This is a genomic window from Methylorubrum zatmanii (assembly GCF_014845115.1).
In the GTDB taxonomy this organism is placed as follows: domain Bacteria; phylum Pseudomonadota; class Alphaproteobacteria; order Rhizobiales; family Beijerinckiaceae; genus Methylobacterium; species Methylobacterium zatmanii.
Map to the genome: position 1 here is coordinate 1 of NZ_NKUI01000099.1, position 22,023 is coordinate 22,023.

Consider the following 22,023-nt stretch of genomic DNA (forward strand, 5'->3'; position numbering starts at 1 on the left):
CCTGCTCTCCCCCGTCGTCACCGACCCGAAGAAGGCGGTGATCGCCCTCAAATGGGCGGTGCGCGAGATGGAGGAGCGCTACAAGAAGATGTCCAAGGTCGGTGTGCGCAACATCGACGGCTTCAACGCCCGCCTCGAGGAGGCGCGCTCCCGCGGCGAGGTGCTGACCCGGACGGTGCAGACCGGCTTCGACCGCACCACCGGCGAGGCGGTCTACGAGGACGAGGTCATGGACCTCAATCCGCTGCCCTACATCGTGATCGTGGTCGACGAGATGGCCGACCTGATGATGGTGGCGGGCAAGGACATCGAGGGCGCGATCCAGCGTCTCGCCCAGATGGCGCGTGCCGCCGGCATCCACCTGATCATGGCGACGCAGCGTCCCTCGGTCGACGTCATCACCGGCACGATCAAGGCGAACTTCCCGACCCGGATCTCCTTCCAGGTGACGAGCAAGATCGATTCGCGCACGATCCTGGGCGAGATGGGCGCCGAGCAGCTTCTGGGCCAGGGCGACATGCTGTTCATGGCCGGCGGCGGGCGCACGACGCGCGTGCACGGGCCGTTCTGCTCGGACTCGGAAGTCGAGAGCGTGGTCGCCCATCTCAAGCGCCAGGGCCGGCCCTCCTATCTCGAGGCGGTCACGGCGGACGAAGGCGAGATCCCGGGCAGTTCTGCGGCAGTTGCGGACGGTCCGGTCTTCGATGCCGGGCAGTTCGGCGGCGGCGAGGCGGGCGACCTCTACGAGCAGGCCGTGGCCGTGGTGCTGCGCGATAAGAAGGCCTCGACCAGCTACATCCAGCGCCGGCTTCAGATCGGCTACAACCGTGCCGCCTCGCTGATGGAGCGGATGGAGACAGAAGGGCTGGTCGGCCCCGCCAACCATGCCGGCAAGCGCGAGATTCTGGTGGAGCCCGAAGCGCAGGATTACTGATCCGCCTCACCGCGAAAGCCTCTGAGCGCGTCGTCCTCTCACCGAGGGCGGCGCGCTTCTGCGTTTCGGCGAGCCATGTCCGCAGCGTTGCAGCGACTCGACGCGCATCGCAGCCTTGAGTATAGCATCAGCTATAATTCAGAGTGCGAGGTTTTATGTCGAGAATGCGCTATGGGCTTCGCCGCTGGGGCGGGCTTGGCGTCGTCGGCCTGCTGACGGCACCGGTCCAAGCCGAAGAGATGTCCCTGGACGAGATCAGCGTGACCTCCGATAAGCCCGCGCGGCGGTTCGGCGAGGCGGCGGCAGGCGGCGCGGCCCCGCCGGACGGTATCCTGCCGGTGGTGGCGGACCGCTTCGCGACGGTCACCGTCGTGACGGGGAGCGAGCTGGCCCGCGCGCAGCCGACCTCCCTCGGGGAAGCTCTGTTCGACAAGCCGGGGCTCTCCGCCACCACCTTCGCGCCGGGCTCCGCCTCGCGGCCGATCGTTCGCGGCCTCGACAACCATCGCGTCCGCATCCTCGAAAACGGGACCGGGGTGCAGGACATGTCCGATCTCGGCGAGGATCACGCGGTGCCGATCAATCCGCTGATCAACGACCGCATCGAGGTGATCCGGGGGCCGGCCGGGCTGCGCTACGGATCGCAGGCGGTGGGCGGCGTGGTCTCCGTCGAGAACAACCGCATTCCGACCGCCATTCCCGCCGGCGGCGTCGCCGGGCGAGTCACCACCGGCCTTTCGGCGGTCGATAACGGCCGCAACGTCGCCGCCACGGTCGATGCTGGCCACGGCAACGTCGCGGTCCACGCGGATGCGTTCAAGAGTGCGGCGGACGATTACGACACCCCGCTCGGGATCCAGCGCAACTCCTTCAACCGGTCGCAGGGCGGCGCCATCGGCGCCTCCTATCTGTTCGAGCGCGGCTTCGTCGGGCTTTCGTTCAGCCATTTCGATTCCGTCTACGGCATCCCCGGCATCGGATCCGCCGCGCAGCGCACGCGCCTCGACCCGACCCAGGACAAGCTGCAGGCTCGGGGCGAGATCCGGCCGCTGGACGGGCCGGTCGCCGCGATCCGGTTCTGGGCGGGCGGCTCGAACTACCGGCACAACGAGTTCGGCACCGCACCGAGCGGCGTCGAGGAGATCGCGGCGGTCTTCAACAACCGCGCCGCCGAGGGCCGGATCGAGCTCGACCACGTGCCGGTCGAGACCGCCTTCGGCACATTGAGCGGACAGTTCGGCTTCCAGGCGGAGCGCCGCACGCTGCGCATCTCGGGAGCGGAGGGCGGCCTGCTGCGCCCCACCGACACCCGGGTCCAGGCGGCCTACCTGTTCGAGGAACTGGCGCTCGGCGGTGGCCTGCGGCTCCAGGCGGCGGGCCGGATCGAGGGCAACCGCGTCGCGGGCACCCAGGCGCTGTTCCCGGCCGACTTCCTGCCCGAGGGGCCCGGTGACGAACCGGTCGAGTCGCGCCGCACCCGCCGTTTCGCCCCGAAGAGCGCGAGCTTCGGAGCGCTGCAGGATCTGTCCCACGGCTTCGTCGCCAGCCTCACGGGTTCCTATGTGGAGCGTGCGCCGACCTCGCCCGAACTGTTCTCCCGCGGCCCGCACGAGGCCTCCGCCACCTTCGAGATCGGTGACCCGAACCTCAGGCTGGAGCGTGCCCGCACCGTCGAACTCGCCTTTCGCCGGGGGGAGGGCCCCTTCCGCCTCGATGCCACCGGCTATGTCACGCGCTATACCGGCTTCGTCTACAAGCGCCTGACCGGCTTCACCTGCGGCGATACCTTCGACAGCTGCGGCATCGGCGGTGGAGATCTGCGGCAGGTCGTCTATTCGCAGGCCGGCGCCACCTTCACCGGCGCCGAGATCAGCGGCCAAATCGACCTTGTGCCAGTCGGCGATGGCTTCGCCGGCCTCTCGGCTCAATACGATTTCGTCCGCGCCCAGTTTGACGACGGCAGCTTCGTGCCGCGCATCCCGCCGCACCGCGTCGGCGGCGGCGTGTTCCTGCGGGCGGATGGCTGGACCGCGCAGATCAGCCTGCTCCATGCCTTCGCGCAGACACAGACCGCGCCGCTGGAAACGCCGACACCCGGCTACAACGACCTGAAGGCCGAGATTGCCTATCGCCGCCCGCTCGATCCGGCCGTGTACGGCGTGAGCGAGGTCACGCTGGGCCTGCGCGGGACGAACCTGCTCGACGACGTGATCCGCAACGCCGCCTCCTTCCGCAAGGACGAGGTGGTGCTCCCCGGGCGCAATGTGCGGCTGTTCCTGACCGCGCGGTTCTGAATGTCTCTTTCAAAAAGCCGCCGCATCGTCGCGCCCGGAATGAGAGCGGCCGGTGACCGGGAGTTTTGCCGGGCCCTCGATGCACCTTCCGGCGTCGGAGCCTGCCCTAAAAGGCAGGATCGAGTATAACAAACTTCATAGCGGAGAATTGATATTTGATGTGAGATGAATTGCTGTGCTCCGGCGTCATCGAGTGCTGTTCAGGCAAAGCCATAAATCGATCAGGATATGTGAATACGGAATCTATGCCGGAGCTCGGTCGAATCCCGTAGGGCTTCCGTCCCGGCGAGCGGCCCCCGCCGTTTCTCTTGCCGAATTCTCCTCGCCACGTTCCGCTCGGAACATGGCACCATGCAGATGCGAAGGTGCAGGATGGATGGCAGCGGCGCTCCATCTGCCGCGTGGCCGGTCGGCGGCGACATGGCCGACCGGATCTGCGCCTTTGACTGGACGGCGACGGGCCTGGGCCCGATCGAGACGTGGCCGCCATGCCTGAGAGCCACGATCAGCCTGCTTCTCAGCTGCGGCTTCCCGATGATCGCTCTGTGGGGGGAGCAGCTCACGCAGATCTACAACGACGGTTACCGCGATCTGATGGGGCTGAAGCACCCGGACGGCCTGGGGCAGCCGTCCCGCGAATGCTGGCCCGAGGTCTGGCACATCAACGAACCGATCTACCGGCGGGTCTGGGCCGGCGAAACCTGCACCTTCGAGGATGGGCTCTATCCCATCACCCGCTCGGGCAGCCTGGAGGATGCGTGGTTCACGCTGACCTACAGCCCCTTGCGTGACGATCTCGGGCAGATCGCGGGCATTCTCGTCACTCTCGTCGAAACCACCGCCCGGGTGCTGTCGGAGCGTGCGCTGCGCGAGAGCGAGGCGCGCTACCGCGCCCTCGTCACGGCCGGAACCTCGTCGGTCTATCGCATGAGCCCGGATTGGCGGCAGATGCACGAACTCATCGGTCGGGGCTTCCTGGCCGATGTGGTGGAGCCGTGCGAGAGCTGGGCCGACCGCTACATCCTGCCCGAGGATCGAGGTGTGGTGAACGCCGTCATCGCCGAGGCGAAGCGGACCAGATCCCTGTTCGAACTCGAGCATCGGGTTCGCTGCGCGGATGGCAGCATCGGCTGGACCTTCTCGCGGGCTGTTCCGATGGTCGGGCTGGATGGCGAGATCGTCGAGTGGTTCGGCACCGCCAGCGATGTGACCGAGCGCAAGGACGCCGAGGCGGCGTTGCGGGAGAGCGAGGACCGTTTCCGCGCCGAACTGGAGCGGCAGGTGAGGGAGCGGACGGCCGAACTGCAGGCGAGCCGCGACCTGCTCCAGGCGACCATGGACAGCTCCATGGACATGATCCAGGTCTTCGAGGCCGTGCGGGACGAGGCTGGTGAGATCGTCGATTTCCGTTGGCTTCTCAACAATCATACCTCCGAGAGCAGGTATGGGGAGGTGCGCGGGGAAAGCTTGCTCGAACGCAATCCCGGCGTGGAGCAGGAAGGAATCTTCGATGCCTTCAAGCAGGTCACGGAGACAGGGCTGCCCTCGATCGCCGAGCGCCGCTACGACCACGAGCAGTTCAGCGGCTGGTTCTTCCAATCCGCCGTGAAACTTGGCGATGGGGTGGCGACCACCACCAAGGATATTTCGGCCTGGAAGGCGGCGCAGGAAGAAGTCCTGCGGCTGCGCGACGAGATCGCCCAGGCTGCCTTGCGCGAGAGCGAGGACCGCTTCCGCGCCCTGGCGAGCCTCATCCCCGTCCTGCTGTGGCGCTCCGATGTCAGCGGCCAGCACAACTCCGCCAATGAGCCCTGGCTCACCTATACCGGCCAGACCCTCGCGCAGTCGCAGGGCGGCGGATGGCTCGAAGCCATCCATCCCGACGACCGGGCCAAGGCACGCGATGCCTTCGAGACCGGGCGCGGGAAGCGGCAATCGATCGAGGTGCAGCAGCGTATCCGCCGCGCCGACGGGCAATATCGCTGGTTTCTCGTGCGCCAAGCGCCGATCGTTGATGCGGAGGGGCAGCTCACCCAGTGGATCGGCGCGGCCATGGACATCCACGACCTGCATGAACTGCAGGAGCGTCAGGCCGTGCTCGTCGCCGAGCTGCAGCACCGCACCCGCAACCTTCTCGGTGTGGTGCGCTCCATCGCGCATCAGACCATGGTGCAGACCGGGCCGACCACGCGCTTCCGCGAGCAGTTCAGCGACCGGCTGGCGGCCCTCTCCCGGGTCCAGGGCCTGCTGTCGCGCTCCGAGCAGGAGCCGATCACCCTGCAAGCCCTGATCCAGACCGAGCTGAATGCCCTCGGCATCGACGACTTCGCCGAACGGATATTTTTGAGTGGCCCGCCGGTGCGCCTGCGCAAGGCCTCGGTGCAGACCCTTGCCCTGGCCCTGCATGAACTCGCCACCAATGCTCGCAAGCACGGTGCCCTGACCACCGCGCATGGCCGCCTCTCCGTGACGTGGCACGCCGAACCCGGCCAAGGGGAGGAGGAGCGTTTGCTGCTGGAATGGGTCGAGGACGGCATCAGCCACGCGCGGGAGGAGCAGAATCCGACCCGGCGCGGCTACGGACGCGAACTGATCGAGCGGGCGATGCCTTACGTGCTCGATGCCAAGACCCGCTACGAACTCGGCGAGACGCGCCTGTTCTGCTCGATCGACATGCCCCTCGGCGCGCGCGCGCGGGAAAGGGACGAAGCGTGATCGGAGGCTTCAGGCCGCCAGCGCCGTCAGCATCGCGCTGCCGGCCTGGCTCGCCTCGTAGCGGGTTCGCTGGGTGCGTGCGTCGCGCGCGGTCACGGTGAGAAGCGCCGCGCTGGCAAGGGCCTCCACCGCGCGCAGCACCAGGGCGTGCTCGACGCCGAAGACACGGGCGAAGCTGCGGCTGTCGCTCGCCAGCCCGAGATGCAGGCCGGCGAGGATGCCGGCCTCCAGCAAGTTCAGCTCCGGCCGCAGGGCCGCGATGGTGTCGGTGGCGGCGAGGAAGGTCTCGGCGTCGGCGGGAGGCTCGCTCATGCGGCCTTGCCCATATCCTTGCCCATATCCTTGGCCTTGCCGGCGTTGGCGCGGGGACGCACCTGAACCAGCACCGATTTCGAGGTCGGGGTATCCGAGAACTCGCCGAAGGCCGAGAGCGGCACCAGCACGTTGAGTTCCGGGTAATAGCCCGCCAGCGAGCCCCGCGGCATGTCGAAGGGGACGAGGCGGAAATCCTCGGCCACCCGCTCGACGCCGTCCTCGGCGTGGACGCAGACGAGGTCGACCCGCTCACCTGCCCGCGCCTTCAGCTCGGCGAGGTCGTCGGGATGGGCGAACACCACCCGCCGCTCGCCGTAGACGCCGCGATAGCGGTCGTCGAGGCCGTAGATCGTGGTGTTGTACTGGTCGTGGCTGCGGAAGGTCTGCAGCACGAAGGTGTTGTCGAGGCTGCTGGCGCGCTGGTGCTCGGTGGCGACCGGAAGCGGACCGCTGGAGAAGCCGGCCCGGCCGGTCGCCGTCTCGAACACCCGCTCGGCGGCGAGGTTGCGCAGCATGAAGCCGCGCGGGCGGCGGACTCGGCTGTTGAAGTCGGAGAAGCCGGGAATCGTCCGCTCGATCAGGTCGCGGATCCGGTCGTAATCGTCGGCCAGCGCCGCCCAGTCGATCCGATCCGAGCCGACGGTCGCCGCCGCCATGCCGGCGATGATGCCGATCTCCGAGCGCAGATGCGGCGAGGCCGGCTTGTTGATGCCGCCCGAGCCGTGGACCATGCTCATCGAATCCTCGACGGTCACGATCTGCACCTTGCCCCGGCTGTTGCGGTCGATCTCGGTGCGGCCGAGGCAGGGCAACACGTAGGCGACCTTGCCCGGCACGAGATGGGAGTGGTTGAGCTTCGTCGCGATGTGGACGGTGAGTTCGCAGCCGGAGAGTGCCTTCTCCACCAGCCGGGTGTCGGGCGTGGCGCGGACGAAGTTGCCGCCGAGCCCGATGAAGGCCTTGGCCGAGCCGTCGAGCATCGCGCCGATGGCGCCGAGCACGTTGTGGCCGTGCCTGCGCGGCACGGTGAGGCCGAATTCGCGGTCGAGCGCCTCCAGCAGGGCGACGGGCGGCTTCTCGTTGATGCCGACCGTGCGGTCGCCCTGCACGTTGGAATGGCCGCGCACCGGGCAGAGGCCGGTGCCGGGCCGGCCGATATGGCCGCGCAGGAACAGCAGGTTGGCGATCTCGCGGATGGTGGCCACCGAGTGGCGGTGCTGGGTCACGCCCATCGCCCAGGTCGCGATCACCTTGTCGGCGCCGAGATAGACCTCGGCCGCGGTCTCGATCTCGTCCCGGGTCAGGCCGGACTGGTCGAGGATCGCCTCCCAGCTCGTCCCCTCCACGGCGGACCGGTAATCCTCGAAGGCGCTGGTATGCGAAGCGATGAAGGCGTGGTCGAGGAGCGAGGGCTTGCCAGCGGCGAGGGCCGCCGCGTCCCGGGCGAAGACGACCTTGGCGATGCCGCGGAAGGCAGCCATGTCGCCGCCGGGCTTGGGCTGATAATAATGGCTGGCGATCGGCCGGCTCGCACCGCGCAGCATCTCGACGCTGTTCTGCGGATCGGCGAAGCGTTCCAGGCCGCGCTCGCGCACGGGGTTCAGCACCACGACCCGCGCACCCCGCTCGGCGGCGCGGCGGAGATCGCCCAGCATGCGCGGATGGTTGGTGCCGGGATTCTGGCCGACGACGAAGATCGCGTCCGCCTTCTCGAAATCCTCGAGCAGGACCGTGCCCTTGCCGATGCCGATGGCCTGGATCAGGGCGATGCCGCTCGCCTCGTGGCACATGTTCGAGCAATCGGGGAAGTTGTTGGTGCCGTAGGCCCGGGCGAACAGCTGGTAGAGATAGGCGGCCTCGTTGGAGGCGCGGCCGGAGGTGTAGAACTCGACGCGATCCGGATGGTCGAGCCCGCGCAGAGTCGCGCCGATCTCGGCGAAGGCCTCCTCCCACTCCACCGCGCGGTAGCTGTCGCTGGCGGCGTCGTAGCGCATCGGATGGGTCAGGCGGCCCTCGTTCTCCAGAGCGTAGTCGGTCCAGCCGCGCAGCTCCGAGACGGTGTGCTTGGCAAAGAAGCGCGGTGTCACGCGCTTGTCGGTGGCCTCCCAGGAGACCGCCTTCACGCCGTTCTCGCAGAACTCGAAGGATGAGCCGTGGGCCGGATCGCCCCAGGCACAGCCGGGGCAATCGAAGCCGTCCGGCTGGTTGGCGGAGAGCAGGGCCCGGGCGCCGGACAAGGGCGCGCGGCTGCTCAGCAGGTGCTTGCCGCAGCTCTTCAGGGCGCCCCAACCGCCCGCGGCGGAAGAGCGCTTGGGTACGCTTTGCGAACGGTCCATCGGAGAGCCCGGTCTTCGCTTTGTGGAGACTGCCTGCGACACCCTGTATCCGCCGCCTCATCCCGCTGGCGGGCGGGCGGTCTCAGGTGTCGTGACCGGGAAATAACATCTCGCAGCCGCGAGTTGATGAGCGGCCGGCGAAGGGGGAGGCATTCGTGGTGTGCACGCCACCTTAGCTTGATTCCAGAAGATGCCCGTTTCTGGAATGGCTCGAGCCTTATTGGGACGATGAGGCGGGGGATCGGCTTCAGGAACTTTGGTGCATTGCATCAAAGTTCCTGAGGCAAAAATTCTTGCGGCAATCGGATTCAGGCGCTCCGCGCGAGCGAGGCCGCATCCCGTCCGACGACCGGGGCGAGACCCGTCAGTCCCTCCGCCTTCAGCTTCCCGGACAATCCCCGCTTGATCGCGCCGACCAGCCCCGGCCCCTCGTAGACCAGGGCGGAATAGAGCTGGACGAGGCGGGCGCCGGCCCGGATCTTGGCCCAGGCGGCCTCCGCCGAATCGACGCCGCCGACACCGATCAGGGGAATGCGGTCGCCGACCCGCAGGAAGGTCTCGGCGAGGAGGCGCGTCGAGGGGCCGAACAGCGGACGGCCGGACAGGCCGCCGGTTTCCCTGGCCAGGGCCGCTTCGGCGAGGCTCGCGGGCCGGGCGATGGTGGTGTTCGAGACGACGAGCCCCTGGATGCCCCGCCGGAGCGCCGTGGCGGTCATGGCGTCGAGGCCGTCCAGGGCGATGTCGGGGGCGATCTTGAGCAGCACCGCGGCGCGCGACCCGCTCGCGTCGCGGGCGGCGACCACGCGGGCGAGGAGATCGTCGAGGAAGGCTTCGCCCTGAAGGTCGCGCAGGCCCGGGGTGTTCGGGGACGAGACGTTGACGGTGATGAAGGCGACATGGGGCGCGAGGCGCGCGGTGCAGGCGACGTAATCGGCGAGCCGATCCTGCGATTCCTTGTTGGCGCCGATGTTCACGCCGACGAGTCCGCCCCGGCCGGCGCGGGCCTCGAGCCGCCCGGCCACCACGTCGAGCCCCTCGCTGTTGAGACCGAACCGGTTGATCACCGCTCGGTCGCGGGGAAGCCGAAACACCCGCGGGCGCGGGTTGCCGGGCTGCGGCCGCGGCACCACCCCGCCGACCTCGACAAAGCCGAAGCCGAGGCCGAGAAGCGCGTCCGCCACCCGCGCGCCCTTGTCGAAGCCGGCGGCGAGGCCGACCGGGTTGGGGAAGCGGAGACCGAAGGCTTCGACCGCGAGGCTCGCCTCGTCCGGCGGCGGGCGGTGCGGCGGCAGCAGAGCCAGCCCGCGCAGGGTGAGGTCGTGGGCGGTTTCGGCGTCGAGCCGGTGCAGCAGCGGCCGCGCCAGGGGAAAGGCCGCGGGGACGAGGGCGTCGATCATGCCTGTCCGACCTTCGCCGGGAGGGAGTGCGGGAAGACGTGGCGCCCGTCCGTCCCGAGGGGCAGATCGACCACGGAGCGTACGGCGCTCAGGGGCAGCTCGCCGTAGAGATGCGGGAACGGTGCCCCGCCGCGTGACGGCTCGAAGCGCAGGGCCTCCCCGAGGGCCTCGGCCTCGACCGCGACGAGCAACAGGTCGTCCTGGCCGGCGAAGTGGCGGGCGGCGGTCTCGGCCACCTGCCCGGCGGTCGAGAAATGGATGAAGCCGTCGGCCCGGTCGACCGGCGCGCCGATGAAGCGGCCGAGCGCCTGCGCTTCCTGCCAGAGGGGCCGTGGGCAGATCTTGTAGACGAGGGCCATCCGCTCTCCGTGGGGGCTCGTCGTGGCGGCTTTTCGCCCGCGGCACGCTCGGCCTTTGCATCGATGCCTGCGAGACGTCGCACATCTTTCGGGCGATGCTTAGAGGGCGCCCTCCGACACGGCAACCGCCCCTGCGGCGGGCCGGCCGGCGGCGAGGGGGGCGGGCCGGGACTGCTCCGATGCGACATGCCTCGTCCCGGATGCTCCGATTGCGTTCGGGCCGGGCGAGTTCTAGTTTCCTATTTTTAGGCCGTATGTCTCCACGGCGCATGCCCCGGGCCGAGGCTGCGATGCTGTCGCACGAGCAGATCTGGACCGCCATCGACCGCTTGGCCGAGCGTTACGGCTATTCCGCCTCCGGGCTTGCCCGGCGGGCGGGGCTCGATGCCACCAGCTTCAACCGCTCCAAGCGGGTCGGGCCCGACGGGCGCAAGCGCTGGCCCTCGACCGAATCGATCGCCAAGGTGCTCGCCGCGACCGGCGCCGGCCTCGACGACTTCCTGCGCTTGGTGGATTCTCACGAGGGTCCGCCGCGGACCATGGTGCCGCTGATCGGCATGACCCAGGCCGGTTCGGGCCGCCTGTTCACCGACGAGGGCATGCCGACCGGCGGCCCTGGCTGGGAGGAGATCGAGTTTCCCGATCTCGGCGGGGACCGGGCCTTCGCCCTTGAGGTTCAGGGGGATTCGATGTTGCCGCTCTACCGCGACGGTGACGTGCTGATCGTCGCGCCCAATGCCAGCATCCGCAAGGGGGATCGCATCGTCGTCCGGCTCAGCAGTGGCGAGGTCGTGGCCAAGGAGCTGCGCCGCCGCACCGCCCGCACCATCGAGCTGGCCTCCCTCAACCCTGATCACGAGGACCGGACGGTGCCGCTCGCCGAGGTCGCCTGGATGGCCCGGGTGATGTGGGTGCGGCAGTAGTTCCATGCCCTTCGGTCCGAGCGTAAGCCTCGGAGGCTGTTTGATGTGATCGACGGAGTTGATCCCGCCCGCGGCACCTCAGGACGAGGTCGTGGGTAGGATGGAAAAATACCTGCGAGCCTGCCTTCTGGAGGCAAGCAGGCGCTCAGAGCCCCGCCAGCCTGTGAGCCATGCCCAGGGCGATCTGGCCCGAGAGGAGACTCCAGCCGCAGGCGATCATCGTGGCGATCATCACGAAGGGGATCGGCCGCCGTTCGAAACGCCGCCCGCGCAGGGTGTTGCGCAGGATGATGAAGGGCGCGCCGAAAACCAGCATTGGCAGGGCGGCGATGGCCGAGACGCCCCCGGCCTCCAGCAGGTGGAAGCTCGCCCGACGGTTCGTGGCGAACTCGAAGGCGCTCGCGAGCAACCCCGCCAGAGCGAGGCCGACGATGAGCGCCTGGATCGATTCGAGGGAAGACGGGCTCAGGCTCATGACGCGCTCGACGCTCCTTTTCAGGAAGAGACGCACATCCTGGCCGATCGTTTACGCCTTGTTAAGGAATAGGTTTCGTTAACATTAACGCCGCCCACAGGCTTCGGGCCCGGAGCGGCGCTGAGAGCGGAGCGAAGGATTGGGGCCGCTTACCACGCGTCCCCGAAGGCCGGCATCAGTCCTTCGGGGCGACGTCGTAGGTTCAGGCGTCTTCTTCGAGATCGATGTCGAGGATCGCCATGCGGAAGGTGAAGGAATCGTCGCCGTCCTCCTTGTCGTCGGCAAGCACGCCGATCGATTCGTCGCCGATGAACACCTCGGCGGAATCGCCGGTCTTCATCGCGACAACGCGGATATTGGCGTTGGCGAATTTGCGGCGCAGATAATCCTGCAGCTTGGCGACTTCGGTCTTGGTCACGCCGTCAACCTTCTTGCGAGGCGCCACGTGCCGGAACGGGCGGTCCCGGCAGCAGCGCAGATGGGGCTTCGGATGGTGGTGGGCGGCTTGCCACGTCGCGGGAGGGCAAGCAACCCGCCCGCAGGACGTGATGCGCCTGTTCGCGGCGCCTCATACCAATCCGTTCGATCCCTTCGGGAGGGCGGATTTGGGCTTCGCTCACACGCCGCGCGGGCAGGCTGAGACGCAACCCGCTCCGATCAAGCGGAGGCCGGATCAGATGCCGCCGGCGATGTCGACGAACTCGCTCATCGCCACGAGTTGATCCATCGAGCGGGCGGGCTCGGCGCAGCCGGCAGCGCCGACGACGCGGGCCGGCACCCCGACGACGGTGGTGTGCGGCGGCACCGGCCGAAGCACGACAGAGCCCGCCGCGACCCGGGCGCAGGCCCCGACCTCGATATTGCCGAGGATCTTGGCGCCCGCACCGATCATCACGCCGCGGCGGATCTTGGGATGGCGGTCGCCGCCATGCTTGCCGGTGCCGCCGAGCGTCACCGCGTGCAGGATCGAGACGTCGTCCTCGATCACCGCAGTGGAGCCGACCACGACACCGGTGGCGTGATCGAGGAACACGCCGCGCCCGATCCGGGCCGCCGGATGGATGTCGGTCTGGAACACTTCCGAGGACCGGCTCTGGAGGTAGAGGGCGAGGTCACGCCGGCCCTGGCCCCAGTACCAATGGGCCAGACGGTGTGCCTGGAGGGCGTGGAAGCCCTTGAAATAGAGCAGCGGTTCGATCGCCCGCGTCGTCGCCGGGTCGCGGTCCATCACCGCCAGGATGTCGGCGCGCATGCTCTGGCCGATGCGGGGATCGTCCTGCAACGCCTCGTGAAAGCCGTGGGCGACGAGTTCCGTCGGCAGCGATCCGTGCCCGAGGCGGGCGGCGACCCGGTGGGATACCGCCGCTTCCAGAGTCGGATGGTTGAGGATCGTAGCGACGAAGAACGAGGCGAGTTGCGGCTCGTCGCGCAGCACCGTTTCCGCCTCGGTGCGCACGCGCGTCCAGAGCGGGTCGACGATGCCGGCGATCACCTCGCGCCCGGAGGCCGGGCTGAGCGACGGGCTGGCGGACATGCATTCCTCCTCGACGGATGCGCCGGCTGTCCATCCGGCCTGAAACCGCGACGGCCTGTCGCAGCGGATGGCACCGTTTCAACCCGATGCGCACGACGCTGAAGCGACTCCCGACAGACGGGATCTGTCGCGAAGCCGCGCGCAGGGACACGACGGATATCGCGGGACCAGCGCGGGAGAAGAGAATCGTCTCCGCCCGCGCTGCGTCAAGCCTTACAGCTTGGAGCGCTCCCGCGCTGCATCAAGGGGGGCCGGACGGTGAGGGCTTCCGTCACGCGGCCGGGCGCTTGCCGCCGTTGTCGATGCCGCTGAAGCGGGTTTCGATCACCTCGATCAGGCGCTCGGCCATAGTCTCGACCGGCACGTCGGACGTATCGACCACCGCCGAGGCGCGGGCGTAGAGCGGCTCGCGGCTGAGCAGCACGGCGCGCAGGTCGTCGAGCACCCAGGCCGGATCGCCCTTGCCCTCGACATGGCCCTGTTCGCGCACCCGCTGCAGGTGCTCCTCGGGACGGGCCTGCAGCCAGATCGTGTAGAAGGAGGAGAGCAGCAGGTCGTAGGTCAGCGGCTCGGCGACGATGCTGCCGCCGGTGGCGAGCACCATCGGTCCGGGATGCTCGGCCAGCCCGCGCAGGGCCTTCTGCTCGAGCCGGCGATAGCCCTCCTGACCGTAGATCGCGAAGATTTCCCGCACGGACAATCCGTTCTCGCGCTCGATCTCGGTGTTGAGCTCCACGAATCGCCAGCCGAGATGCGCGGCCGCCATGCGCCCGAGGGTCGACTTGCCGGCGCCACGCAGTCCGACCAGCGCCACCCGGCGACGGATCGTCCGCGTTTCCGCGCCGATCGAGCCCGCCAGCACGGATTTGGCCTGGGCAATCTGGTCGGGACCTGCCTGATCGAGCAGGTCGCGGATCACCCGCCAGTCGGACGAGGTCTCCTGGCTGGAGACGAGGTCGTCGAGCCGCATGCCCATCGCGTTGGCGACGCGCCGGAGCAGGATGATCGACACATTGCCCTGGCCGCTCTCGAGTTGCGCGATGTAGCGCTCGGAGAGGCCGGACGCCTGGGACAGCAGCTTGCGCGACAGGCCGCGCACCGTGCGGGCGTGGCGCACCCGCCGGCCGAGCTCGTTCAGGAAATTCGCTTCTTGTTCGGCCGCGTCGGTCATGGCCTCGTTCACCTCATCGTCCTTTCCGACGCCCGCTTCAAGCTGTCAGCGTGCCGGGGCCCCATCGGGGCGTCGGCCTCTTAAAACTCAGTCCGGCCACTCCATCCGGCAAGCCGGACCGTTTTCGCCTGCTGCAACGCACGGGCCAGGTCTCGCGGATGCGGCAAGGGCGGCGGACATCTGAAGACTGCCCCGTCGCCGCGCAACCCATACCACAAGCGTGGCATCCATGCGAGCACGCCGTGCGATAATATATGTTGGTGCCGATGGCGAGACGTTTTGCACTGCAACGCGCCCTGCCTCGAAAAGCGGCATCGCAGCGGAGCGACCGACGATACGCCCGTCTTCTCTACACCACCCTGCGATGGAAGGGCAGCCGGCTGTAACTGCCGTCCGTCACCCGCCGGCTCCATCCTATCCCCGTCATTCGCAAGGTGATTTCCGAAAGGGGCCGATCAGGCGCTCGTATTCGGCTTCGGCCGCGCCGTAACTGCTCCCGGCCAGGTCGCAGAGCATGCCGCGATCGAGGACGGTGACGAGGGCACGCCGCGCGCGGATGGCGCCGTAGCCCTCGAGTGCCTGGATCGCCAGCGTCACGGTCGAGCGCTGGGTCGCCAGCATGATCGACAGGAAGTTATGGGTGAGCGGAAGCTCATCCGCTTCCAGCCGGTCCTGCGCCATGAGGATCCAGCGGGCCAGACGCTCCTCGACGGTGTGGATGCCGTTCGACAGGGCGGTCTGGCTCACGGTCATCATGACCGTGTGGGTGTAGCGCATCAGAAGGCCGTGCAGGGCCGGGCTGGCCCCCATGGTGTGGCGAAGTGCCTCGGCCTCGATCCGCAGCCAGGGCCCCCCGACCTGGATCAGCAACTCGTGCGAGGCGAGATCCACACCCAGCACCGTGGCCGTACCGACCATGCCGTCGTAGCCGAAACAGCCGACCTCGACCCTGCGGCCCTCGCTGGTCACGGCGACGTTCGAGGACAGGCCGCCTTCGGGAAAGTAAGCGAAATCCAGCCTCTGACCGATCGACCAGAGGATGTCGCCCTTGTTGACGGTGATCCGCTCGAAAAGAGGCAGGATCCGGTTCAGGTCGTCCGGCGGCAGCGCCTGGAGCAGGCGGTTTCGTGTCGACGACACAGTCATGTCCGGCCCCGGAAGGTTCGCGCCTTCCTGGGGAAACGCGTTTTCGGGAGAGGAAGTTCGGCGGCCGGGCTCGGACCGCGGGATAGCGGCCGCGGCGTCGGCGAGGGGCGTTCGGCGAGAGCGCGCCGCGCGGTCATCCCCGTCCGGTCGCTGCGGCGGGCCGGGGCATGCCGCCGACGGAGCGCCTGCGCCCCGCCCGTCGGCGCAGGATGTAGAGCGTCAGCCCCGTGGCGGCGAAGCCCGGCATGGCCAGGGCGGCGAGGCAGAACAGCAGCGCGACCGGTGCACCGAAGAAGCGGCCGCGATGCACCTCCAGCATGTTGTCGGCGAGCCGCTGGCCGAGGCCCGCTCCGTCCGAGCGCCTGTCGCTGAGGAGATCACCGGTGCGGGCGTCGTAGCTGGTCTCGTTGCGCAGGATCGCGGCGCCCTTGTCCGCCGCGTACCAGCGGATGCGGATCGTGGTGGCGTCCGGCCCCGGAAGGGTGAGGGTGGCGAGCGCCGCATCGTGCGTCGCCGAGAAGCTCGCCCAGGCGGTGTCGAGGGGGGACGAGCTCACGGGCGGATCGGCGGGGGGCGTGCGGCCTGGCATCCGGCCGGCAGGGCGTGTTTCGGGCGTTTGACCCGTGAGAACCCAGGTCGCACCGGTGCGGTACCAGTCATAGGACCACCACAGCCCCGACAGGGCGATGGTGGCGTAGACCGGCAGCAGCCATGTCCCGACGATGGCGTGCAGGGACCACCACCGCGCCCGCCCGGGCCGGGCGAGGTTCGGCCTCAGCCAGACCCGCCAGCCGTGGCGGCCGGGCCAGCGCAGGTAGAGGCCGCTGCCCAGGAAGGCGAGGAGGGCGAGGGCGCAGGCGCCGGTGACGGTGCGGCCCCAGCCCTTGCCTTCGCCGGGGATCAGCAGCCAGCGGTGCAGTTCCCTCACCGTGGCGAAGGCCGTCTCCAACCGGACGGGACCGAGCACCGTCCCGTCCGCGGGATCGACATAGACGGAGGGCGCTCGCTCGCCGCTCGCCCGGTCCCGGCCGAAGCGGGCGACGGCGCTCTGCGCGGGATCCTGCGACAGGGTCAGCGAGGCGACGCGCCGACCCGGTTCCTGCGCCTCGATCCGTGCCGCCAGGATGCTGGGGGCCAGGATATTGGGGGCAAGGACACCGGGGAGGGGCGCGGGGCGTGCCTCCCGCGCCGCGACGACGACCCGGTCGCGGTTGGCGAAGGCCGTGATCGCTTCCTCGTAGCTCATCAGCGCCCCCGTGACGCCCATCACGGCGAGCACGAAGCCGGCTGTCAGGCCGAGCGCCCAGTGCAGGCGAAACAGAAGAGTGCGGAGGGAGGGAAGGGCTGGCGTCATGAAGCTCGAAGGGCTGTGTCAGGGAATCGCGGTGGAATCGCTCCTCAATACCGCGCCGTCAGACTGGCGAGCACCGTCAGGGGGGCGCCGGGCAGGTTATTGAACTGGTTGAACGGCTGCTCGATGTAGCGCCGGTCGGTGAGGTTGCGGCCGTTCACGGCGAAACGCCAAGTCGGGTCGATCTCGTAGAACACGGTTGCGTCGAGACGGGCATAGGCGCCGACCTTGTAGGTGTTGGTGATGTCGCCGAAGCGCTCGCCGACATAGGTGACGCCGCCGCCGAAGCCGAAGCCCCTCAGGGGACCGCCCTGGAACTGGTAGGTCGACCACAGGCTGGTGCTGAAAACCGGGGCGGCGGGCAGGCGATTGCCAGCCGTGATGAACCGGTCTCGCGTCACCTCGGCATCGAGATAGCCGATGCCGCCGATGATTTTCCAGCCGGGCAGGATCTCGCCGGCGATGTCGCCTTCGAGGCCCTGCGAGCGCTGCTCGCCGGTGATGATCGAGAAGCCGGTATTGACCGGATCCGAGGCGGCGACGTTGGCCCGCAGGATGCGGAAGGCGGCGGCGCTCAGGGTGAGCCGGTCGGGGATCAGGTCGATCCGGGCGCCGACCTCCACCTGCTCGCCGGTCTCCGGCGGCGGGCTCGCGACGTTGAGGATGTTGGCGGTCTGCGGCGTGAAGGAGGTGGTGTAGCTGCCGTAGAGCGTCACCGGCTCCAGCGGCCGCCAGACGAGACCGACCCGCGGCGAGACGCCGGTGAGGTTCTGCTCCGGCGGTCTGTTCGGATTGGTGGGGGTGCGCTGGAAGTAGAGCTGGTTGGCCGTATCGAACCGCACGCCGAGCACGAGCTGCAGGCCGGGGAAGAACTCGATCTGGTCCTGCAGGTAGAGGCCGAACAGGTGGAGCTTCTGCCGGAGGTCGCTCTGCAGGATGAGGGTGCCGATCTGCGGCACCGAGCCCCGGATCGGGTTGAGGAAGGAGACCGAGGTCGCCGCCCCCTGCGTCGTGTAGGGGTGGCGATAGCCGTCGACGATCTCGAAGCCCGCCAGGGCCGTGTGGCGGAAGCCGAACGGATCGTCGAAGCGTGCGAGCGCCTCGGTCCGGCTGTCGATGGAATGGTAGATCGAGTCGGTCTCCGTCAGGCGGCGGGTCAGCGTCGTGCCGGCCGCGTTCACACCGCTGGCGCGGGTCGCCCAAGCCTCGAACGAGCCCCACTGACCGTTGACGGCCTGACGCAGGGTCAGGTTCTCGTTCACGTCGTGCTCGGCGAACAGCGTGATCATGTTCGACTCGCCGTAGTAGCGGGACCACGGTTCGCCGTAGTAGCGGCGGATGTTGTCGAGGGGCACACGGCCGCGGAAGGCGACCAAGCCCTCGTCGTACTGGCTGTGCTGGCGGGTGAATTCGGCGTTCAGATAGACGCGGGTCGACGGATCGGGATTCCAGACGAAGGCCGGCGCGAAGAAGTGGCGGGAATTCTCCGGGCCGCCGAAGTTCCGGAAGGTGGCCTCGTCCTGCGTGCCGAAGCTGAAGCGGGCGGCGAGCCCCTCCACGCTCGGGATCGCCCCCGACACCGACCCCTGCGCCCGCCGGAAGCCGAACGAACCGCCCTGCAGGGTCATGTCGGCTGAGGGGGTGAGGCTCGGCTGGCGCGTCACGATATTGATCAGGCCGCCGGGATCGCCCTGGCCGTAGAGGACGGAGGCCGGACCCTTCAGCACCTCCACCCGCTCGACATTGGCGAGGTCGCGCTGGGTCGGCTGGAAGGTGTTGACCGGGCTCAGGAGCAGGCCGTCGATGGCGTAGGTCTGGGTGCGGAAGCCGCGCAGGATGTAGGTGTCGGAGCGGCCCTGGATCGTGCCCGCCGGCTGGACGTTGCTGACATTGGTCAGCGCGTCGGTGAGGCGCACGTCCTGCTGGTCGACCAGAACCTCGCGGGGAACGACCTGGATCGATTGCGGCGTGTCCCGCAGGGCGGTGTCGGTCCGCGTCGCGGTGGCCGAGCGCGCGGCGCGGTAGCCGACCACCGGGCCGCCGGCCCGCTCGCCGCTTCCCGTCACCGACAGCTCCGACAGCACCGTCTCGCCGCTGTCCGGTGCGACAATCTGCGCCGCCGCGCCGAGCGGGCAGGAGGCCAGGTGACCGGAGGCGAGAGCAATTCCGAAGGCGATGCCGGGCCCGGCAAGAGGTGCACCCGCGCCTGTGTGACTGGGACGTGTCGCCGCCCGCATTGCCTTGCCCATCGCCGTCCGTTCCGCGTGCCGACGCCGCATTGCCGGTCGACCGCGTTTACGTAAGCTGGTTTTGCAGTCGCAAGCGCAGGCTTGGATATTTTATTGGATTCGGCTGCTCGACGGCAGGTCGTTGCTGGGGCACAACATTTTATTCTAAGTCTAAAGTGGCATTCCGAGGTCTCGAAGCGCCGTTCGCCCTAATCGATCCGAGGCGGCCGCCTTCCGGCTTTCAAGGCATTCCTGGCCAAGCATCTCTGGCCAAGCATCTCTGGTCAGGCATTCCTGGGTCGACTTGCTCACGACGACGCCGAGGCGAGGGCGCACCGGACATGCGACGCCTTCTCAAATTCCTCCACACGATGGGGGCGGTCGGGCTGATGGGGGCGATGGCCTGCCTGCTGGTCCTGCTGAGCCTCACCCCGCCGCCGGAGGCGCTGGCCGGCTACGCCCTGATGCGCGGTGCGATGGGGGCGGTCGCCACCTGGATCTTCCTGCCTTCCCTCGCCCTGACCCTGGTGGCCGGGCTGCTGGCGGTGGCCCTGCACCGTGGTTTTCTCGAGGCGGGCTGGGCCTGGGTGAAGCTCGCCACCGGCGTGCTGGTGTTCGAAGGGGGCTTCGTCGGCATCCAGGGGCCGATGCAGGAGGAGGCCCGGCGCAGCGCCGCCGCGCTCGCAGGACGGATCGACCCCGCCACCCTCACGGGGGCGCTGGCCGCCGAGCGCAACACCCTCTGGGTGCTGCTCGCGATCGCGGTTCTCAACGTCGTGCTCGGCATCTGGCGGCCGCGCATCCTGCGGCGTCCACGCCCGGAACCGTCGCGGCCGGCCTGACGGGAACGCTTTCGCCGCGAACCTCGTTGCGGCGCTCGGAGACCGTACCAGATAAGGGTGGACGACCGGCAGCTGCCCGCCGGCCCCGATGGCGGAGGAGTGCATGGCGACGCGAGGTTTTTCGGGGCGGCCCCCCGCTGCGGCGATCCGTGAGCGGCTGCCCCCCGGTCAGTACCTCACCGACGACTTTCCCGTGCTCCAGCTCGGCCCGACCCCGCGCGTCTCGACTGAAAGTTGGCGCTTCACCCTGCGTCAGGGCTCCCGGCCCCTGGCGAGTTGGAGCTGGAGCGAGTTCGCCACCCTGCCGCGCACCCGCTGGACGGGCGACATCCACTGCGTGACGAAGTGGTCGAAGTTCGACACCGCCTGGGAAGGGGTGAGCATCGACGACGTTCTGGCCGCGGCCGGCATCGCGGCGCCGACGGGCTTCGTGCTGGCGGAAGGCCACGACGACTACACCACCAACGTGCCGGTGGCCGACCTCGTCGGCGGCAAGGCCATGGTGGCGACCCATTACGACGGGCAGCCGATCCCGCCCGATCACGGCGGCCCGGCGCGGCTGCTGGTGCCGCACCTCTATTTCTGGAAGAGCGCCAAGTGGGTGAAGGGCTTGCGCTTCACCGAGCGCGACGAGGCCGGCTTCTGGGAGCTGCGCGGCTACCACATGTACGGCGACCCCTGGCGCGAGCAGCGCTTCACCGGCGATTGAGGGCCGCGACGTGACGGCGCCCTCCCGCTGGCGGGCCGCGACCATCCGGGCGATCACGCCCGTGACGCCGCGGGTGAAAAGCTTCCGTTTCACGCCCCAACCCAGCCCGTTCGAGGGGCCGCACCGGGCCGGCCAGCACGTCGACGTGCGCCTCACCGCGCCGGATGGCTACCAAGCGCAGCGCAGCTATTCCATCGCCTCCGCGCCCGGCGATCCGGCGGGGCTCGAATTGATGATCGAGGGGCTGGAGGCCGGGGAGGTGTCGGGCTTCTTCGACACGGTGGCCGAGGTCGGCGACGAGATCGAGCTGCGCGGTCCGCTCGGCGCCTTCACCTGGGGGCCGGAGGAGGGCGGGCCGGTGCTTCTGATCGGCGGCGGCTCCGGTGTGGTGCCGCTGCTGGCGATGGTGCGGGAGCGGGCCCTGCACGCGCCCGAGGTGCCGATGCTGCTGATTTACTCGGTGCGCAGCGGCGCAGAGGCGATCGCCCGGGCCGAACTCAGCGCGCGGTCCCGCGACGAGACCGGTTTCGACCTGACCCTGCTCCTCACCCGCGAAGGGGCGACGGCGGGGCGGCGCATCGACCGGGTGATGATCGACACGGCGATCGAATGCTTAGGGATGCCGCGCCACGCCTTCGTGTGCGGCGGCAACGGCTTCGTCGGCGCGGTGGCCGATCTGCTGGTCGATGCGGGGGTCAGGCCCAGCGCGATTCGAACCGAGCGGTTCGGCGGCTGAGGGAAGTCCAAAGCCGCCATCCCGAAGGAGATCGAACGGATCCAGGGTATGTTCCGCGGAACCGGTCGTTGCGCATCGCCCCGGACCTGAGTCCGGCGCGATGCGCGAGGGGAGGGCGATCAGCCCTCCTCGTCGTTGTCCGAATCGTTGTCGATCAGGTCGGAGACGTCGTCGTCGCCGTCCTCTTCCTCGAGGAAGGTGTCGTCGTCCGCCCCTCCGCTGGAATCGTCGCCGCTCTCTTCGTCGTCCACGCTGATATCGGCATCGTCCTCGCTGGCTTCGGCCTCGTCGAGGGAGACGATCTCCGGACCGCCCTTCTCCTCCTCGTCCTCATCCTCGTCCGCGGCGCGGCTGGCGATGGGCGGGGCGACGCGGCTCGTCGCGACCTGGTAGATCGTGCCGCATTTCGGGCAGGTCGCCGGATCACGGTCGAGATCGTAGAACTTGGCACCGCAATTCATGCACTGGCGTTTGACGCCGAGTTCCGGTCTTGCCACGGCTGCGAACCTCTGGGGACGAAAGGGGAAAGGGCTCGGGGGAGGGGCCCCGTTAGTCGCA

19 protein-coding genes are annotated in these 22,023 nt (G+C 68.9%); 7 read left to right on the forward strand and 12 right to left on the reverse strand.

The window, feature by feature from the left end; translation table 11 throughout:
• The 3 genes from MZTS_RS13080 to MZTS_RS25220 all read left to right on the forward strand — a co-directional run.
• On the forward strand, positions 1 to 934 hold a 934-nt coding region (locus tag MZTS_RS13080; protein ID WP_192284175.1), incomplete at its 5' end, for an FtsK/SpoIIIE domain-containing protein.
• A gap of 155 nt (positions 935 to 1,089) precedes the next feature.
• A complete protein-coding gene (locus MZTS_RS13085; protein ID WP_192284176.1) occupies positions 1,090 to 3,228 on the forward strand; it encodes a TonB-dependent receptor in 2,139 nt (712 codons plus the stop codon).
• A 372-nt stretch (positions 3,229 to 3,600) separates the two neighbouring features.
• On the forward strand, positions 3,601 to 5,943 hold the full coding sequence (locus MZTS_RS25220; RefSeq protein WP_246482106.1) for a PAS domain-containing sensor histidine kinase: 2,343 nt from the start codon (positions 3,601 to 3,603) through the stop codon (positions 5,941 to 5,943).
• Between the two features lie 9 nt (positions 5,944 to 5,952).
• Here MZTS_RS25220 and MZTS_RS13105 read toward each other — a convergent pair whose 3' ends face one another.
• The 4 genes from MZTS_RS13105 to MZTS_RS13120 all read right to left on the reverse strand — a co-directional run bounded on the left by MZTS_RS13105 (position 5,953) and on the right by MZTS_RS13120 (position 10,350).
• The gene (locus MZTS_RS13105; protein ID WP_192284177.1) at positions 5,953 to 6,255 is read right to left on the reverse strand and encodes a hypothetical protein; all 303 of its coding nucleotides are present in this window, start codon (positions 6,253 to 6,255) and stop codon (positions 5,953 to 5,955) included.
• Positions 6,252 to 8,594 carry an FdhF/YdeP family oxidoreductase gene (locus MZTS_RS13110; RefSeq protein WP_192284178.1) on the reverse strand — a complete coding sequence of 781 codons (2,343 nt, stop codon included), beginning with the start codon at positions 8,592 to 8,594 and terminating at the stop codon, positions 6,252 to 6,254. The genes MZTS_RS13105 and MZTS_RS13110 overlap by 4 nt, the downstream gene beginning before the upstream one ends.
• A 308-nt stretch (positions 8,595 to 8,902) precedes the next feature.
• Positions 8,903 to 9,991 (reverse strand): quinone-dependent dihydroorotate dehydrogenase, encoded by a 1,089-nt coding sequence (locus MZTS_RS13115; RefSeq protein ID WP_192284179.1) that lies wholly within the window; start codon positions 9,989 to 9,991, stop codon positions 8,903 to 8,905.
• The gene (locus MZTS_RS13120) at positions 9,988 to 10,350 is read right to left on the reverse strand and encodes a DUF952 domain-containing protein (RefSeq protein WP_009861617.1); all 363 of its coding nucleotides are present in this window, start codon (positions 10,348 to 10,350) and stop codon (positions 9,988 to 9,990) included. The genes MZTS_RS13115 and MZTS_RS13120 overlap by 4 nt, the downstream gene beginning before the upstream one ends.
• Positions 10,351 to 10,640: 290 nt before the next feature.
• Between MZTS_RS13120 and MZTS_RS13125 the strand changes: the two genes are divergently transcribed.
• On the forward strand, positions 10,641 to 11,273 hold the full coding sequence (locus MZTS_RS13125) for a S24 family peptidase (RefSeq protein WP_192284180.1): 633 nt from the start codon (positions 10,641 to 10,643) through the stop codon (positions 11,271 to 11,273).
• Between the two features lie 145 nt (positions 11,274 to 11,418).
• On the opposite strand, the gene MZTS_RS13130 is transcribed toward MZTS_RS13125, so the two are convergent.
• From MZTS_RS13130 to MZTS_RS13160, 7 genes are all read right to left on the reverse strand, one after another.
• On the reverse strand, positions 11,419 to 11,748 hold the full coding sequence (locus tag MZTS_RS13130) for a DUF6949 family protein (protein ID WP_192284181.1): 330 nt from the start codon (positions 11,746 to 11,748) through the stop codon (positions 11,419 to 11,421).
• Between the two features lie 202 nt (positions 11,749 to 11,950).
• Positions 11,951 to 12,166: a DUF3126 family protein gene (locus MZTS_RS13135; protein ID WP_017485459.1), complete on the reverse strand. Its 216-nt coding sequence runs from the start codon at positions 12,164 to 12,166 to the stop codon at positions 11,951 to 11,953.
• Between the two features lie 255 nt (positions 12,167 to 12,421).
• Positions 12,422 to 13,282 (reverse strand): serine O-acetyltransferase, encoded by an 861-nt coding sequence (gene cysE, locus MZTS_RS13140; RefSeq protein ID WP_192284182.1) that lies wholly within the window; start codon positions 13,280 to 13,282, stop codon positions 12,422 to 12,424.
• 271 nt (positions 13,283 to 13,553) lie between these two features.
• Positions 13,554 to 14,465 carry a shikimate kinase gene (locus tag MZTS_RS13145; protein ID WP_009866697.1) on the reverse strand — a complete coding sequence of 304 codons (912 nt, stop codon included), beginning with the start codon at positions 14,463 to 14,465 and terminating at the stop codon, positions 13,554 to 13,556.
• 411 nt (positions 14,466 to 14,876) lie between these two features.
• Positions 14,877 to 15,599 carry a Crp/Fnr family transcriptional regulator gene (locus MZTS_RS13150; protein WP_009866698.1) on the reverse strand — a complete coding sequence of 241 codons (723 nt, stop codon included), beginning with the start codon at positions 15,597 to 15,599 and terminating at the stop codon, positions 14,877 to 14,879.
• A gap of 133 nt (positions 15,600 to 15,732) precedes the next feature.
• A complete protein-coding gene (locus tag MZTS_RS13155) occupies positions 15,733 to 16,953 on the reverse strand; it encodes a PepSY-associated TM helix domain-containing protein (protein ID WP_192284183.1) in 1,221 nt (406 codons plus the stop codon).
• Positions 16,954 to 16,997: 44 nt separating this feature from the next.
• The gene (locus MZTS_RS13160; RefSeq protein WP_192284184.1) at positions 16,998 to 19,199 is read right to left on the reverse strand and encodes a TonB-dependent siderophore receptor; all 2,202 of its coding nucleotides are present in this window, start codon (positions 19,197 to 19,199) and stop codon (positions 16,998 to 17,000) included.
• Between the two features lie 320 nt (positions 19,200 to 19,519).
• On the opposite strand from MZTS_RS13160, the gene MZTS_RS13165 reads away from it, so the two are divergent.
• The 3 genes from MZTS_RS13165 (at position 19,520) to MZTS_RS13175 (ending at position 21,465) form a co-directional block, all read left to right on the forward strand.
• Positions 19,520 to 20,020, forward strand: coding sequence for a hypothetical protein (locus MZTS_RS13165; RefSeq protein WP_192284185.1), 501 nt, complete (start codon positions 19,520 to 19,522; stop codon positions 20,018 to 20,020).
• A gap of 103 nt (positions 20,021 to 20,123) precedes the next feature.
• The gene (locus MZTS_RS13170; protein ID WP_192284186.1) at positions 20,124 to 20,729 is read left to right on the forward strand and encodes a sulfite oxidase-like oxidoreductase; all 606 of its coding nucleotides are present in this window, start codon (positions 20,124 to 20,126) and stop codon (positions 20,727 to 20,729) included.
• A 10-nt stretch (positions 20,730 to 20,739) separates the two neighbouring features.
• On the forward strand, positions 20,740 to 21,465 hold the full coding sequence (locus tag MZTS_RS13175; protein ID WP_009865771.1) for an FAD-binding oxidoreductase: 726 nt from the start codon (positions 20,740 to 20,742) through the stop codon (positions 21,463 to 21,465).
• Between the two features lie 119 nt (positions 21,466 to 21,584).
• Here MZTS_RS13175 and MZTS_RS13180 read toward each other — a convergent pair whose 3' ends face one another.
• Positions 21,585 to 21,962 (reverse strand): TIGR02300 family protein, encoded by a 378-nt coding sequence (locus MZTS_RS13180; protein ID WP_192284187.1) that lies wholly within the window; start codon positions 21,960 to 21,962, stop codon positions 21,585 to 21,587.
• Between the last annotated feature and the right edge of the window lie 61 nt (positions 21,963 to 22,023).